12 protein-coding genes and 1 pseudogene are annotated in these 17,145 nt (G+C 44.0%); 11 read left to right on the plus strand and 2 right to left on the minus strand.

Annotation, left to right across the window (positions count from 1 at the left end):
* Positions 1–2 precede the first annotated feature (2 nt).
* The 5 genes from AB4138_RS03945 (at position 3) to AB4138_RS03965 (ending at position 6,957) form a co-directional block, all read left to right on the plus strand.
* Positions 3–1,544, plus strand: a complete 1,542-nt coding sequence (locus tag AB4138_RS03945) for a DUF3360 family protein (protein WP_017062126.1) — start codon at positions 3–5, stop codon at positions 1,542–1,544.
* 307 nt (positions 1,545–1,851) lie between these two features.
* Positions 1,852–4,128, plus strand: coding sequence for a formate C-acetyltransferase (pflB, locus tag AB4138_RS03950; protein ID WP_017062127.1), 2,277 nt, complete (start codon positions 1,852–1,854; stop codon positions 4,126–4,128).
* Positions 4,129–4,328: 200 nt separating this feature from the next.
* A complete protein-coding gene (locus AB4138_RS03955; protein ID WP_017063491.1) occupies positions 4,329–5,330 on the plus strand; it encodes a lipid A deacylase LpxR family protein in 1,002 nt (333 codons plus the stop codon).
* Between the two features lie 164 nt (positions 5,331–5,494).
* Positions 5,495–6,235 (plus strand): pyruvate formate lyase 1-activating protein, encoded by a 741-nt coding sequence (gene pflA, locus AB4138_RS03960; RefSeq protein ID WP_010437353.1) that lies wholly within the window; start codon positions 5,495–5,497, stop codon positions 6,233–6,235.
* A gap of 221 nt (positions 6,236–6,456) precedes the next feature.
* Entirely contained in the window at positions 6,457–6,957 is a 501-nt protein-coding gene (locus AB4138_RS03965; RefSeq protein WP_017070032.1) for a YfbU family protein, read from the plus strand.
* Between the two features lie 108 nt (positions 6,958–7,065).
* On the opposite strand, the pseudogene AB4138_RS03970 reads toward AB4138_RS03965, so the two are convergent.
* Positions 7,066–7,206 (minus strand): annotated as a pseudogene (locus tag AB4138_RS03970) (MipA/OmpV family protein); the annotation flags it as partial.
* Positions 7,207–7,585: 379 nt separating this feature from the next.
* Here AB4138_RS03970 and AB4138_RS03975 point away from each other — a divergent pair.
* From AB4138_RS03975 to AB4138_RS03985, 3 genes are all read left to right on the plus strand, one after another.
* Positions 7,586–9,520, plus strand: a complete 1,935-nt coding sequence (locus AB4138_RS03975) for a PrkA family serine protein kinase (protein ID WP_017062132.1) — start codon at positions 7,586–7,588, stop codon at positions 9,518–9,520.
* A gap of 127 nt (positions 9,521–9,647) precedes the next feature.
* Positions 9,648–10,919: a YeaH/YhbH family protein gene (locus AB4138_RS03980; RefSeq protein ID WP_017062133.1), complete on the plus strand. Its 1,272-nt coding sequence runs from the start codon at positions 9,648–9,650 to the stop codon at positions 10,917–10,919.
* Between the two features lie 11 nt (positions 10,920–10,930).
* Complete coding sequence (locus tag AB4138_RS03985) at positions 10,931–12,493, plus strand: SpoVR family protein (RefSeq protein ID WP_372305049.1); 1,563 nt, start codon at positions 10,931–10,933, stop codon at positions 12,491–12,493.
* 185 nt (positions 12,494–12,678) lie between these two features.
* On the opposite strand, the gene sohB is transcribed toward AB4138_RS03985, so the two are convergent.
* The gene (gene sohB / locus AB4138_RS03990) at positions 12,679–13,740 is read right to left on the minus strand and encodes a protease SohB (protein WP_009849001.1); all 1,062 of its coding nucleotides are present in this window, start codon (positions 13,738–13,740) and stop codon (positions 12,679–12,681) included.
* A 143-nt stretch (positions 13,741–13,883) separates the two neighbouring features.
* Here sohB and AB4138_RS03995 point away from each other — a divergent pair, with 143 nt between their 5' ends.
* The 3 genes from AB4138_RS03995 to AB4138_RS04005 all read left to right on the plus strand — a co-directional run bounded on the left by AB4138_RS03995 (position 13,884) and on the right by AB4138_RS04005 (position 17,123).
* Positions 13,884–14,624 carry a YciK family oxidoreductase gene (locus AB4138_RS03995; RefSeq protein ID WP_017062135.1) on the plus strand — a complete coding sequence of 247 codons (741 nt, stop codon included), beginning with the start codon at positions 13,884–13,886 and terminating at the stop codon, positions 14,622–14,624.
* A gap of 318 nt (positions 14,625–14,942) precedes the next feature.
* Positions 14,943–15,650 (plus strand): translesion DNA synthesis-associated protein ImuA, encoded by a 708-nt coding sequence (gene imuA, locus AB4138_RS04000; RefSeq protein WP_017063488.1) that lies wholly within the window; start codon positions 14,943–14,945, stop codon positions 15,648–15,650.
* A 3-nt stretch (positions 15,651–15,653) separates the two neighbouring features.
* A complete protein-coding gene (locus AB4138_RS04005; RefSeq protein WP_372305051.1) occupies positions 15,654–17,123 on the plus strand; it encodes a DNA polymerase Y family protein in 1,470 nt (489 codons plus the stop codon).
* The last annotated feature ends 22 nt before the right edge of the window (positions 17,124–17,145 follow it).

Consider the following 17,145-nt stretch of genomic DNA (forward strand, 5'->3'; position numbering starts at 1 on the left):
CTATGTCAGACGTTGTCAATAATGCGAACTCTGAAGTAGAAGAGAAAAGCTATAAAGAGCTACACCGTCCTGCTTCTGAATTTGAGAGCCGCTCAGATTATCTAGATCACGAACTTCAAATCATGAAGCCTCGCCGCTTCGGTTTAAACCTTCCAGGTCGTGACTTCCGCTTTGAACTTGAAGATCTTGTTCCTGCACTTGCTGGTACTATTGGTATCATTGCGATGTACTCTGCAGTAATGATGTCGTGGGCTGATGGCCTAACTCAAGCTTGGGATCACGTAAACCTAGGTAAAGACTTCGCAATTGAAGTCGCTCGTGTAGAAATGCTTATTCCTGCACTACTGTTTTGTATCCTTGCTTCTGGTTTCTTTAACCCTAAAGCAAACCTTGCCGGCAACCACGGCCCAATGATCCCTCTTATCGGTACCATCGCTCTCGCTGGTGCTCACCCTCTTGCATTGGCCATCCTGATCGGTGTGTTCGGTCTCATCCTAAGTTTCCTAAAAGGCGGATCTAAACTTGTTAACCTAACTTCTGAAGGTACAGCAGGTGGCTTGCTCATATTCTTAGGCTTAACCGGTACCATGAGCCAAATCAACTCAATTCAAGCATGGGCGGTTGGTCTTCAATCTTCTACTGTTGAAGCGGGTAGCATGGGTTACGTGGGTCTTATCGTTCTTGCTATTACTATTGCTATCTACGCTTTCTTAGCAAAAGTGAACAAGCGTTGGTTAGCTATTCCAGTTTGTGCGTTTACAGGCCTTGCTATTGCATTAGCATTAGGCGCTGGTTTCGATATCGTGTTCGAAACTGAAATGGGCATTCCAAACCTAAACCCAGTTTACTGGTGGGGTTCGACTTCTGAAGGTTGGATGCTTGGCTTGCCAAATGTTGAGCACTTCATCGCTTCGCTACCGTTCGCTATTCTTGCAGTAGCAATGTGGTCACCAGACTTCCTAGGTCACCGTATCTTCCAAGAGCTGAACTACCCTAAACGTTCTGAAAAAGTTCTGATGGACGTAGATGACACAATGACGATGTGTTCTGTTCGTCAAATGGTCGGTACTGCAGTAGGTGGTGGTAACATCACATCTTCTTGGGGTACTTACATGATCCCAGCAGCAATCGCGAAACGTCCAATCCCTGGCGGCGCAATCTTGCTTGGTTCTCTATGTATTATTGTTGCGATTCTTGGTTTCCCGATGGACGTAGCAGTATGGCCACCAGTGATGCGTGTTGCGCTACTTGTAGGTGTATCTCTACCTCTACTTGAAGCAGGTATGCAAATGGTTAAGGATTCAAAAGATTCTCAAGCGGCTGGTATCTGTATCTTTGGTTCAGCGGTTGTTAACCCAGTATTAGCATGGGCACTAACTATGCTTCTTGATAATAATGGTCTAATTGGTGATAAAGAGCGTGCAAAGCGTCTATCATTTGTAGATAAGATTGTTATCCCTGTTGGCGTTTTAGTTATCTGTCTAGTGGCAATGCTTGCAGTTGGTATGCTAGAAGGTCAGTATGGTCTAAAAGCTTGGCTATAATAGTCCTTACTACACAAAAGTAGTATTAGGATTAAAAAAAAGTTTGGGTGGCAACCCCTGCCACTCAAATTTTTTCAACTTTTTTTGGCATTTATTGATTTAGTTTAAGGTTTGCAGAAATTTTTTAGCGTAGTCTTGAATACATAGAGTAAAGACAACATATAAAAGGTAGTGACAATATATATAACCATATGATGCTTATATGCTCATATATATTGTTATTAATAAGAGTGTACTACCCTTACGAGGGGCGCTGGCTCAACAGTGTTAATGTACGTATTTTTTCTACTAAAAAGGTAGGTATGTCATGGCAGAGCAATTTGCTAAAGCTTGGGAAGATTTTGCTGCAGGTGAGTGGCAAAGCGAAGTAAACGTTCGTGATTTCATTCAAAAGAACTACACGCCGTATGAAGGCGACGAGTCTTTCCTAGTTTCTGAGGGTACTGAAGCAACTAACAAGCTTTGGTCTTCGGTAATGGAAGGTATCAAACAGGAAAACGCAACTAAAGCACCTGTAGATTTCGATACTTCTGTTATCTCTACCATTACTGCTCACGATGCAGGTTACATTGAGAAAGATCTTGAGACTATCGTTGGTCTACAAACTGAGAAGCCACTAAAACGTGCAATCATCCCTAACGGTGGTGTGCGTATGGTTGAAGGTTCTTGTAAAGCATACGGTGAAACTCTTGACCCAATGGTTTCAAAAATCTACTCAGAATACCGCAAAACACACAATGCTGGCGTTTTCGATATCTACACTCCTGATATCCTAAAATGTCGTAAGTCTGGTGTTCTGACTGGTCTTCCTGATGCTTACGGCCGTGGTCGTATCATTGGTGACTACCGTCGTGTTGCACTTTACGGTATTGATTTCCTAATGAAAGACAAGCAAGCTCAATTTGCTTCTCTTCAAGAGCAATTCGAAAACGGTGAAAACCTAGCAGAAACAATGCAACTGCGTGAAGAGATCTCTGAGCAACATCGTGCTCTAGGTCAAATCAAGCAAATGGCTGAGAAATACGGTTTCGATATCTCTGAGCCAGCTCAAACTGCTCAAGAAGCTATCCAGTGGACTTACTTCGGCTACCTAGCTGCTGTTAAATCTCAAAACGGTGCTGCAATGTCTCTAGGTCGTACTTCGACTTTCCTAGACATCTACATCGAGCGTGATATCGCTGCTGGCAAAATCACAGAAGACCAAGCACAAGAAATGATCGACCACTTCGTAATGAAGCTGCGTATGGTTCGTTTCCTACGTACTCCTGAGTACGATGAGCTATTCTCTGGCGACCCAATCTGGGCAACAGAGTCTATGGGTGGTATGGGTATCGACGGTCGTACGCTAGTAACGCGTTCGAACTTCCGTTTCCTAAACTCTCTATACACTATGGGTCCTTCTCCAGAGCCAAACATCACTGTTCTTTGGTCTGAGCAACTACCTGACGGCTTCAAACGTTTCTGTGCGAAGGTATCTATCGATACTTCTTCTATCCAGTACGAAAATGATGACCTAATGCGTCCTGACCTTGAGTCTGATGATTACGCTATCGCTTGTTGTGTATCTCCAATGATCGTTGGTAAGCAAATGCAGTTCTTCGGTGCTCGTGCTAACCTTGCGAAAACAATGCTTTACGCAATCAACGGCGGTGTGGACGAAAAACTTAAGATGCAAGTTGGTCCTAAAGAAGCTCCAATGACTGACGCTGTTCTTGATTACGATAAAGTAATGGACCGTCTAGATCACTTCATGGACTGGCTAGCTAAGCAATACGTGACTGCACTAAACAGCATTCACTACATGCACGACAAGTACAGCTACGAAGCGTCTCTAATGGCTCTTCATGACCGTGACGTTCGTCGTACAATGGCTTGTGGTATTGCTGGTCTATCTGTTGCAGCTGACTCACTGTCTGCAATCAAGTTCGCGACTGTTAAACCAATCCGCGACGAAGATGGCATTGCAACTGACTTCGAAATTGAAGGCGATTACCCTAAATACGGTAATAACGACTCTCGTGTAGATGATATTGCTTGTGAACTAGTTTCTACGTTCATGAACAAGATCCGTAAGCTTAAGACTTACCGTAACTCTATCCCTACACAGTCAGTTCTTACTATCACGTCTAACGTGGTTTACGGTAAGAAAACAGGTAACACTCCAGACGGTCGTCGTGCTGGCGCTCCTTTCGCTCCTGGTGCAAACCCAATGCACGGTCGTGATGAGAAAGGCGCTGTAGCTTCACTAACGTCTGTAGGTAAACTACCGTTTGCTGACGCACAAGATGGTATCTCTTACACGTTCTCTATCGTGCCAAACGCACTAGGTAAAGAACAAGACAGCCAACGTGCTAACCTTGCAGGCCTAATGGATGGTTACTTCCACCACGAAGCTGGCATTGAAGGTGGTCAACACCTTAACGTTAACGTTCTTAACCGCGAAACTCTTGAAGACGCAGTTAAGCACCCTGAGAAATACCCTCAGCTAACAATCCGTGTATCTGGTTACGCTGTTCGCTTTAACTCTCTAACTGCAGAGCAACAAGCTGACGTAATCGCACGTACATTTACTGAGTCTCTATAAGCTCACGCTCAATAGACAGTAAATAATATTAGCCTCGCCAATGTGCGGGGCTTTTTTATATCTGAAATAAATCGCACTACACTCACCTATCCCGCGAAATGTTAGGTTGAGCAAAAAAGCACCCTGCCATTCACTTTTTTTCCACAAATTCTGTCAAATTACGGTAATATCGCGGTTCATAATTTAAGAGTAACTGCTCCATGAAATACCTGCGTTGTTTACCCCTGATTCTTCTCTCTTTCTCATCTTTAGCCTCTGAGCGTTCTACGTTAACTTTTGCTTTAGATAATGATGGTATTTTTGGTGTCGACCAAGACTATACCAACGGCTTATTTCTGGGTTACACATCATCAAGTATTACGCCATATAACTGGGTAAAACCATTGAGTCTTTCCTACTGGGGCGCAAGCTCTCTAGACAAGTGGGAAATCACCATTGGCCACAAGATGTATACGCCTTCTGACATTGAGTTAGAAACGCCATCGCCTAATGATCGCCCATACGCAGGTTACCTTCACACTGAATTCAATTACATCAGCTTAAACCCACAGCAAGCCCAGCGTTTTAATATCACGTTTGGTACTACGGGCGAACGTGCACTGTCTGAAGATGCTCAAAAGCTGGTTCACTCAATCACTAAGTCGGATGAGCCGATGGGTTGGGAATACCAAGTCGATGATGAATGGGCGGGAAGCGTTGGTTACCTAAGCCATTTCAACCTAATGCGTAATCAAGCTCTTGCGAATACTGACTACGAAATCTCTAACGTTTCTGAAATCAACGTCGGTAACTTTAGAAGTGACATTTCAACGGGCTTCATGTTTCGTTGGGGTACAGACTTAGGCGGTAACTTTGGTGCAGCTAACATCACCACAGAAAACCCATTCAAACCGGGCATGATCGGCGCATCAAACGCTGGTTGGTTTACCTATGCAGGCCTCGAAGGTCGCTACCGATTCAACGACCTGACTATCGAAGGCGATCGCTCAGGTGTTGATGAGTACGCTAATAAAAACAACGAAGATCCAGCGATCTACGATGTGACTTTAGAGAACATTCAAGCAACTGCTGTATTGGGTGTCGCTTGGTATAACCGATACGTTGGTGCCTCTTTAGCGCTAACCGCAAAAACACCGGATTACGAAGAAGCGAAAGAGTCAGTGTACACCACTGGCGGTATCACAATGTTTGCTTTCTTCTAGCCACCAGTAAGGGCTTTCGTCCTTTACTTTTCAAGTTTAATAAAGGCAATCATCTTCACAGGTGGTTGCCTTTATTTTTAAAGGTCTCGTTACCATTTGACCCTATTTTATGTACCGTTTTTGTAATAAAATAAACGGTATAAATTCCTCTACGAGAATAGCTCATGTCTACAACTGGTCGCATTCACTCATTCGAATCTTGTGGTACTGTCGATGGCCCTGGTATCCGCTTTATTGTGTTTCTTCAAGGCTGCTTAATGCGTTGTATGTACTGTCATAACCGTGATACATGGGATCTTCATGACGGAAAGGAAGTAACGGTCGAAGAGATCATCAACGAAGCAAAATCATACCGTCATTTCATGAAAGCATCGGGCGGTGGTATCACCTGTTCTGGTGGTGAAGCGATGCTACAACCTGAGTTTGTTCGTGACTTTTTCCGCGCAGCTCAAGCTGAAGGCATCCACACTTGTCTTGATACTAATGGCTACATTCGTAAGCACACTGAAGTGGTTGATGAAGTCCTAGAAGCCTCTGATCTAGTTATGTTGGATCTTAAGCACATGCGAGATGAGATTCACCACGATTTCATTGGTGTATCAAACAGACGTACTCTGGATTTCGCACGCTACTTACACAAAATCGGTAAGAAGACGTGGATTCGTTATGTGATTGTCCCTGGCTACACGGACACACCTGAAGATGCTCATCTGCTAGGCGAATTCATCAAAGACATGGATAACATCGAGAAAGTAGAACTGCTTCCATACCATAAGCTTGGTGCACATAAGTGGGAAGCACTTGGTTTTGACTACCCTCTTGAAGGTACAAACCCGCCAAGCAAAGAGAAAATGGACGAGATTGTTGCTGTTCTTAGCCAGTACCATTCAAACGTAAAATACTAATCTAGACTGACGTTCATAGTGATTTCAAGCGCCTCAATTTCGATTGGGGCGTTTTCTTTTCTAGCGCTAACTATCCTTTCACTTTTCTTTACAACTTTTGTTTATCAATTAAAAAAATCATATTAAATCCGTGTTGAGATCATGTTTCCACGCGTAGGAATGCTGTTACTCTTACTGCAACAAAAGAATATAACATTTAGTTTTTTAGTGAGGCTCATCCCATGGAAATGACCAATGCTCAGCGTCTAATTCTATCAAATCAATACTACCTAATGTCTCAAATGAACCCTGAGAACTCGGCGAAATACCAGCGTCTACAAACGATTGTAGAACGTGGTTACGAACTCCAAATGCGTGAACTTAACAAAGAGTTTGGTTGTTTGACTGAAGCAGAATGTCGCGAAATTATCGACATCATGGAGATGTACCATGCAATGCAAGAGTCGAACAAAATGCTTGCAGAACAAGAGCGTGCTGAAGTAGACCAACGTCGCCTGCAGTTCTTAGGTTTTGATATCGCTTCTGAAGCGCAGATCGTACACTACGTGCGTTTCCTTGTTGATTCTGAAGGTCTTTACCCTCAATTCGACAAAGCCGATCACCACTTCAATAGCCAGATGCCAATGCTAGAGAAGTACCGTCGCATGCTAACAACATGGCGCAACTGCCCTCGTCAGTACCACCTATGTGCGACAGAGCTATCTCAAATCTTTAGCGCTTAATTCGTTAATAGATCAGCGATAACTTTTAAAAAGTTTCAAAAAAAAGGGTTACTCATCATGAGTAACCCTTTTTTTAATGTTCGCACACAAAGAGAAAAACCAAAGCAACTAGAAAACGTAAGCAACACCAACGTTCGCGGCCATGTTGATACCACTTTCAAGTATTGGGCTATTCTCTATATCACCTTCAAGGTTGGTATAACGAACGCCACCAGTTACTCGAACATTTGGCGTAACATGCAGATAGCCACTATTTTGAACCCATTATTCTTCACTACATCTACCTATTTATTGAGCAATTTTTGATAACTTAGCGCATTATATGGTACTCCATTCCAAGAATCAATAGAGCCCAGTTATACATCTAATGCACATAAATCCATTGTGAGTATTGTTAAGCGACCTAAAATCTCAAAACAAACGGCCAGATCCCCTCGAATGTAAAATAATTTGATTCTACGCGCCTCAAGTTGCCTATTGCGCTCGCCACGTTTTTCACACGCAAAATTGTAAATAAATACATAATTGTTAAGCAAAATTGTGGAAGCGGGTCTAACCTTAAAATGTAGGGAGAGCCTATTTTTCAATCGCTCGTCAGTTTTGACTGGTTAACAAGGGGAATGTGACTATGAGTATCTTTGACCACTATCAATCACGTTATGAAGCAGCCAAGGAAGAAGAGCTGACATTGCAGGAGTTCTTAGGGCTGTGTAAAGACGATAAAAGTGCTTACGCTAATGCTGCCGAGCGCTTATTACTAGCCATTGGCGAACCAGAGGTTATTGACACTGCTCAAGACCCTCAACTGAGTCGTATTTTCTCAAACCGTGTCATCTCACGCTACAGCGAATTTAAAGATTTCTACGGTATGGAAGATGCGATTGAACAGATTGTTTCTTACTTAAAACATGCTGCGCAAGGTTTAGAAGAACGTAAACAAATCCTTTACCTACTTGGCCCTGTGGGCGGTGGTAAATCTTCTCTCGCTGAAAAACTCAAAGCCCTGATGCAGAAACTACCAATCTATGTATTGTCTGCTGACGGTGAACGAAGCCCAGTAAACGATCACCCATTCTGTCTATTCGACGTTAACGAAGACGGCGACTTATTGAAGAATGAATATGGCATTGAGAAACGCTATCTTCGCTCAATTATGTCTCCGTGGGCAGCGAAACGTCTGCACGATTTTGGCGGTGATATTTCCAAATTCAAAGTCATCAAACTGCGCCCTTCTATTCTCGATCAAGTTGCGATCGCGAAAACGGAGCCAGGTGATGAAAACAACCAAGATATCTCGTCTCTGGTTGGTAAAGTTGATATTCGTAAACTTGAACACTTCTCTCAAGATGATCCTGATGCCTACAGCTACTCTGGTGCGCTTTGTAAAGCCAACCAAGGTGTGATGGAATTCGTGGAGATGTTCAAAGCGCCAATCAAAGTATTACACCCTCTACTTACGGCAACACAAGAAGGTAACTTCAACGGTACCGAAGGGCTTTCTGCACTGCCATTTGACGGTATGATTCTCGCTCACTCGAACGAATCTGAGTGGCAGACCTTCCGTAACAACAAAAACAACGAAGCATTCCTCGACCGTGTGTACATTGTAAAAGTCCCTTACTGTCTGCGTGTGTCTGAAGAAGTTAAGATCTACAAGAAACTGCTTGAGCACAGTGAGCTATCCCAAGCGCCTTGCTCACCAAGCACACTCGATCTGCTATCGCAATTCAGCATTCTTTCGAGACTAAAAGAGCCTGAAAACTCATCTCTATTCTCTAAGATGCGTGTTTACGATGGTGAGACTCTAAAAGACACCGATCCAAAAGCGAAGAGCTACCAAGAGTACCGAGATTATGCTGGCGTTGACGAAGGCATGTCTGGGCTATCAACGCGTTTCGCCTTTAAGATCCTGTCTCGTGTGTTTAACTTCGACCAAGCCGAAGTGGCCGCGAACCCAGTGCACCTGTTCTACGTTATTGAGCAGCAAATCGAACGGGAGCAGTTCCCTCAAGAGACCGCCGAGAAGTACCTAGAGTTCTTGAAAGGATACCTAGTGCCACGCTACGTAGAGTTCATCGGTAAAGAAATTCAAACCGCTTATCTAGAGTCTTACTCTGAGTACGGTCAGAATATCTTCGACCGCTATGTCACCTACGCAGATTTCTGGATTCAAGACCAAGAGTACCGCGACCCAGAAACAGGCCAACTATTTGACCGTGCTTCTCTGAATGGTGAACTAGAGAAAATCGAGAAGACAGCCGGTATCAGTAACCCTAAAGACTTCCGAAATGAGATTGTGAACTTTGTGCTTCGTGCCAAAGCCAACAATAACGGTCAAAACCCAGTGTGGACGAGCTACGAGAAACTGCGCACTGTGATTGAGAAGAAAATGTTCTCTAACACAGAAGAGCTACTTCCTGTTATTTCGTTCAATGCTAAGACCTCAACGGATGATCAGAAAAAACATGACGACTTCGTTGCTCGTATGATGGAAAAAGGCTACACCGAGAAGCAAGTGAGACTGCTATCTGAGTGGTACCTAAGAGTTCGTAAATCCTCATAACTAAACGGTATTGAGCTGCTCAACTGAGCAGCTCGTATAAACCAATAACTTTTATACCTTAGTAAATCAATAACTCTTATACCCGAATAAAAAGTAGGATCGCGACATCAGCTGAGAGGGAGTTCTTATGGCACAATTTATCGATCGGAGGCTCAATGGCAAAAATAAGAGTGCTGTGAATAGACAGCGTTTCTTACGACGCCATAAAGAGCAAATCAAAGAATCTGTGGCCGATGCAGTTAACCGACGCTCAATCACCAATACAGAAACAGGTGAAGACGTCACTATTCCCCATAAAGACATCAAAGAGCCGAACTTTCACCAAGGTCAAGGCGGCGTAAGAGAGCGCGTTCACCCAGGTAATGATCAGTTCATCACTGGCGATAAAATCGAACGCCCTAAAGGTGGTGGTCAAGGTGGTGGCTCAGGCCAAGGCGACGCAAGCCCTGATGGCGAAGGCCAAGATGAATTTACCTTCCAAATTTCAAAAGATGAGTATCTTGATATTCTCTTTGAAGATTTAGCTCTACCTAATCTAGAGAAAAATCAGGTCAACAAAATCACCGAATGGAAAACTCACCGCTCTGGTTACCAAAGCGCGGGGATTCCATCCAACATCGCTATCGTTCGTTCACTACAGCAATCTCTGGCTCGTAGAACCGCGATGACAGCAGGTAAAAAGCGCGAGCTTAACCTACTGATGGAACAGCTTGACCAAGTTAAAATGACGGAGCCGGCACAACCTTTTGAGGAAGGTCGCCTCAAAGAAGAGATTGCCGAGTTACGTAAAAAGATTGAAAGCGTGCCGTTCATTGACACCTTCGACTTACGTTTTAAAAACTACGAGAAGCGCCCTATTCCATCTAGCCAAGCCGTGATGTTCTGTCTAATGGATGTATCGGGCTCTATGGATCAGGCCACAAAAGATATTGCGAAGCGCTTTTATGTTCTTCTGTATCTGTTCTTAAATCGCACCTACGAAAACGTCGATGTTGTGTTTATTCGTCACCATACTCAGGCTAAAGAGGTCGACGAACATGAGTTTTTCTACTCACAAGAAACGGGTGGCACCATTGTTTCAAGCGCACTGAAACTGATGAAGGAAATTGTCGCAGACCGCTACCCTGCTAATGAGTGGAACATCTATGCAGCACAAGCCTCTGATGGCGATAACTGGGCTGATGACTCTCCTCGCTGTAAAGAGTTACTGGTCAATACGCTTCTGCCAACTTGCCAATATTACTCTTACATCGAAATAACACGCCGCTCTCATCAAACACTTTGGCACGAATACGAAAAACTCGAGAGTAGCTTTGACAACTTCGCCATGAAAAACATTAAAACGGTGGATGATATTTTTCCTGTGTTTAGAGAACTGTTCCAGAAAGAGACAGCGTAAGGGAGTTTGCCATGACAGCGAAATCAAACGTTGCAGAGAAAAACAAAGCTGCAAAAAAGAAAAACGACAAGATGCTGCCTGATGGTCCAGATTGGACGTTCAACCTCTTGGAGAAATACCACGTAGAAATCAAACGTGTTGCGCAGCATTACCGTTTAGATACTTACCCAAACCAGATTGAAGTGATTACTTCAGAACAGATGATGGATGCCTACTCGAGCATTGGTATGCCTATCAATTACAACCACTGGTCTTTTGGTAAGAAATTCATTCAAACCGAGCAAAACTACAAGCATGGCCAAATGGGCTTGGCATACGAAATCGTAATCAACTCCGATCCTTGTATCGCTTACCTGATGGAAGAGAACACGGTCACAATGCAGGCGCTGGTAATGGCTCACGCTTGTTATGGCCACAACTCTTTCTTTAAAGGCAACTACCTGTTCCAAACATGGACCGATGCCAGTTCCATCATCGATTACTTGTTGTTTGCTAAGAAGTACATCAGTGGTTGTGAAGAGAAATATGGTGTTGCTGAAGTCGAGCAGCTCCTTGATTCTTGTCACGCACTGATGAATTACGGCGTAGACCGATACAAACGCCCTGAGAAGATTTCCATTGCAGAAGAGACAGCAAGACAAGAAGAACGCGAAGCTTATCTGCAATCTCAAGTGAATGAGCTATGGCGAACCGTTCCTCAAAATAAAAGTAAGGAAGAAGAGACCAAGATCCGCTTTCCTAGCGAGCCTCAAGAAAACATTCTCTACTTTATCGAGAAGAACGCACCACTGCTTGAACCTTGGCAACGAGAGTGTGTTCGCATCGTTCGCAAAGTGAGCCAATACTTCTACCCTCAAAAACAAACTCAAGTGATGAACGAAGGCTGGGCAACCTTCTGGCATTACACCATTCTTAACCACCTTTACGACGAAGGCTTGGTGAGTGATAAGTTCATCTTAGAATTCCTACACAGCCATACCAGTGTCGTCGCACAACCTGCCTACAACAGTCCTTATTTCAGCGGGATAAACCCTTATGCGCTTGGCTTTGCGATGTTTAGAGACATCCGACGCATCTGTGAAGAGCCAACCGATGAAGATAGAGAGTGGTTCCCTGAGTTAGCCGGAAGTGATTGGTTAGAAGCGGTGCACTTTGCGATGCATAACTTCAAAGATGAAAGTTTCATCAGCCAATACCTTTCTCCAAAAATCATTCGAGACTTTAAGCTGTTCTCTGTACTCGACGACGACCGTAAAAATACCATTGAGGTGAGTGCTATTCATGATGATCCGGGCTATAGCCTGATTCGTGAGAAGCTTGCGGCGCAATACAACCTAAGTAACCTTGAACCAAACATTCAGGTGTTTAATGTCGATGTTCGTGGTGACCGCTCAATGACACTGCAATATGTGCCTCACGACCGCATCCCGCTTGATAAAGGCTACGACGAAGTGATGAAGCATCTCTATCGCTTGTGGGGCTTTGATGTGATTTTGGAAGAGCTCAAAGATACGGGTCATAGAGAGATTCTGACTACTTGTCCAAAACGTAATGATTATGGAGCCAAGATTTAATATCAATCACAGTAAGTCAGTGTTTGGTATAAAACTCCGCTCCCCCTACAACATAGTGGTCACCCGCTCGGAAGTGGAGCAATAAAAAAACGCATAAGTCTGATGACTTATGCGCTTTCTTTTTAAGGCTCAAACGTCTGTAAATGAACGTAAGGCACCAAGCCTAGAACTAGAACTCAATAAGCTTAAACAATCGGCTTTTGACCGCGTTCAATCAGCTTCATCAACACGCTGTCTGCAGATTTACCTGCCACGCCCGCTAGTTTGTCTGAAAGCTTTTTCTTCTGTACGTAGTGGATCGCTAGAACCGTTTTGTCCTTACATGCCGCTACGACTAAGTCATCAGAAGTGCTGATCTCATCCACCAGTCCAAGTTCATGTGCTTGTGTACCAAACCAGTGTTCACCCGTTGCTACTTTTTCAAGATCTAACGCAGGACGATGGTCACGGATGAAGTCTTTGAATAGGCCATGTGTCTCTTCTAGCTCTTCTTTAAACTTCTCACGTGCTTTATCGCTGTTCTCACCAAACATAGTAAGCGTGCGTTTGTACTCACCCGCCGTTAGCTGCTCGAACTCAATATCGTGCTTTTTAAGTAGTTTGTTGAAGTTTGGCAGTTGAGCGATAACACCAATAGAGCCAACAATAGCAAACGGTGCAGATACAATTTTGTCTGCGATACATGCCATCATGTAACCGCCGCTTGCCGCCACTTTGTCTACCGAGATAGTCAGAGGCAAACCTGCCGCTTTGATACGATCAAGTTGAGAAGACGCTAAACCATAGCCGTGAACCATGCCACCGCCAGACTCAAGTTTCAGCAATACTTCATCACCTTCACGAGCCACAGCCAGAACCGCCGTTACCTCTTCACGTAATGAAGCCACTTCTTTCGCATCAATGCTGCCGTTAAAATCAAGAACGAATAGATGTGGTTCACGCTTACTATCAAGCTCACCCTCTTTCGCTGCTTTCTTCACTTCTTTACCGCGTGATTTTACTTTCTCTTTTTCCGCTTTCTTTTCTGCTTTATCACGGGCTTTGATGAAAGCATCATCATGTAGATGGTGCTCTAGTTGTTCAATCGTCTGTTTATGATGTTCAGATAGGTTCGTGATTTCCAGCTCACCTTTAATCGCGCTTGATTTCCCACCCACAGATTTAGCAATCACTAAAATTGCGATGATGGCGATTACAACGGTCGCAATCTTGGCTAAAAACAAGCCGTAGTCCAACAAAAATTCCAATGTCATATCCCCTATTGTATGAATTAGTGTATTGTAACCATCTTGTCACGATTACCAAGAATTTCTCATCATTCCTGCGGTTATCTGTGTGATTAAACATCAATGGAATGACGAACATAATAAAAGAAAGAAGGATAAGCACAGTGGATTACCCAATCTCTACAGATGCCCTCAAAGATAAAGTAATTTTGGTTACAGGTGCCGGTGCTGGCATTGGTCGCCAAGCAGCACTAAGCTTCGCTCAACATGGTGCAACTGTCATTCTGTTAGGCCGCAATGTTAAAAACCTTGAATTCATTTACGATGAAATCGAAAGCGCTGGTTACCCACAACCTGCGATTATCCCATTGGATTTAAAAGGTGCGACAAAGCAGAACTACGTTGATATGGCTGAAACCATTCAATCACAGTTCGGTCGTTTAGACGGTCTACTTCATAATGCTGGCGTTCTTGGCACTCTGAGCCCGTTTGAGCAGATTGATGAAGAAACCTTTGATGATGTTATGCAGATCAATGTGAAGTCTGAGTTCTTGATGACTCAAGCTCTGCTACCTGCACTTAAAAAAGCAGAAGCAGGTCGTATCGTATTTACCTCTTCAACGGTTGGTCACTCTGGCCGTGCATTCTGGGGCACTTACGCAATTTCTAAGTTTGCTACCGAAGGTATGATGCAGATCCTAGCGGACGAGCTTGAAGACACGAACATCCGTGTTAACGCAATCAATCCAGGCGGTACTCAAACACGTATGCGTGCAAAAGCGTACCCAGGAGAAGATGCGAATAAGCTAAAAACGCCACTCGACATCATCCCACTGTACCTACACTTAATGAACCCAAGTGTGACAGACATTAATGGCCAATGTATCGATGCTCAACCTAAGTAACTTGATATCATTGACCAATAGTAAAAAGTCGCTTCCATAGCGGCTTTTTTTGTATCTAAATCAATCAACTAACACTGATACCAATCGTAGTAAATAACTGGTCATCCTAGCTTGTTAAAACACTCGATAACGGCGTTAGAAATTTTGATTGTAGAATAACTACTTATCGAAAATTTCTGCCTTGTTCTCAAGCATTTTTCCTGCGCTATTTATGATCACTTACTTACTGTGATTGGTATTATTCCCCTAATTTTCGTCATTTTGCTTTGCATCTTTTCCATTGTTAAATATACTGTATAAATATACAGGTATTTAATTATGCATGAACTAATAAAAAACTTACAAGACCGCCAGCTAATCTGGAAAGGGTTACAATCAACAACGCAAGGAAGCACCACTTCAACAGGCTATCCTCAACTGGATAAACAGCTTGATGGCGGCTTCCCGACGCACGGCGTTATTGAAGTTGAATCACAACAAGGGATCGGCGAGCTTCGCCTACTGACGCCCTATTTATCTCAACAAAACTCGCAAAAACTGGCCATATTCATTAACCCGCCAGGGAAGATCTGTGCTGAGTTTTTTAACAGCCAAGGCATTGAATTAGAAAACATTCTCGTTATCCAGCCTCAACGCGATCTCGATGCGTTGTGGGCAGCTGAGCAGTGCCTCAAAAGCGGCGCTTGTCACTCTGTATTGCTATGGGGAGCCGATCTAGAAATACACCAAACAAAGCGCCTACAAGCAGCCAGTGAAACCGGTAAGTGCCTGCAGTTTCACTTTAAAGCCACCAGCCATAATCAATTATCCCTGCCCGTTTCCTTAAGCATGAAACTCTCTTCTCACGCGCAGGGATTAAAGGTTGAAGTGACTAAGAGAAAAGGCAGCTGGTCGTATGGCAGCTTTATTCTAGACATGACACACTACTGGCCGTTACTCACAGAGAAAGTCGTTTATGAAGACAATTCAGACCGCGCTTTGTCTGGTAACACTGTGCTGGCTTTTCCTATTGCGAAGCAAGGCTAACGTATGTTGTGGCTTTATCTGCACTTTCCATCTCTGCAGTTGGATACCTTGTTTAACTCTAATGAATTGGGTTCGAGCGAAGACTCACGCGAACAACCTATTATCATCGTGGATGAAAAAGATCACCATGTACTGCAAGCAAACCCAGCTGCGCTGCAATCGGGAATTTCGCTTGGTATGGGCTTAGGGTCTGCAGCAGCTTTGTGCCACAACTTACACGTCCACCCTTACAGTATTGAACTGGAGAAAAGTAAGCTTAAAGAGATCGCTCAATGGGCGTATCTGGTCACTTCCGACATGGCGTTATTGCCACCTAATGGTTTGTTGATTAAAGCCTCTAACATGCTGTCACTTTACGACGGGCTAGATAACTACTGGCATGAGCTCAAAAGCCACTTAGAAACGCTCAATATCCAGTTCAGCTTCGCTACGGGTTATTCGCCGCTTTCTGCGATCCTTTTGGGTAAGCAAGCGATCAACCAAGCAACAAACAATATTGAGCAGATGAAAACTTGGGTCAATCAACAAGCATTAATTTCCAGTGAGCTACCGACCAAGCAAGTGGAACGCCTGAACCGTGTCGGTATCAATACCGTTGAAGACTTATTAAAGCTGCCTTTGCAAGAGGTCGCACGCCGCTTTGATATCGACTTGGTGAATTATGTCGGTCGCCTTAACGGCCAGTTCAAGCACCCGATTGATTTCTATCATCCACCAGAGAATTTCCAGCAATATTTGGAGCTATTGTTTGATATTGAAAACATCCTATTTATCGAAAAGCCGTTGCTGAAATTACTGAATCAACTCGAATGTTTTTTGAAGCTACGCGATCGAGTGGCTTTCGAGTTAACTCTGACTTTACACCTAAGAGATAAAGACGATCACCCTGTCTCTTTTTATTCGGCACAAGGTGATTACCTTGCTGAAAAATGGGCGAACCTTACTCATCTCACCTTAGAGTCACTCAAGCTCACCGCACCGGTTCAAGGACTGACCCTCAGCTTGGTTCGTCATGGAGAACCCCAAATGGCCTACCATGATCTTTTTGATGGTAATACCGGAACACTTGCCGCGTTAGATTTGCTCTCACTACTGCAAGCAAAGCTTGGACAAGCCTGTATTCAAACACCCAAAATACAGCACGACCCAAGGCCAGAAAAGGCCAATCAGTATTCGCTCCCAACACTGAGTAAGTCTGTGACAAAAAGGCAAACACCCCCAGAGAGCGAGCAACAAACCACAGCTCTCAGCGTCGTTCAACAGCGGCTCAGGCCCAGTATTTTACTGCCAGAGCCCGAAGCCTTAACCGAAAGCGTCACCTTATCTCAAGGCCCAGAGCGCATTGTGTCTGGCTGGTGGGACGGAGAGAAGGTCATTCGTGACTACTTTATTGCTCACAGCGAAAACGGTCGGTGGCTCTGGATATTTAAAACGCCAGATAAACAGTGGTTTTTGCACGGCTTATTTAGCTAGTCGGTAAGAACGTAAGTCAGCA

The organism is Vibrio sp. 10N.286.52.C3, from assembly GCF_041468865.1.
GTDB classification, from domain to species: Bacteria; Pseudomonadota; Gammaproteobacteria; order Enterobacterales; family Vibrionaceae; genus Vibrio; species Vibrio crassostreae_C.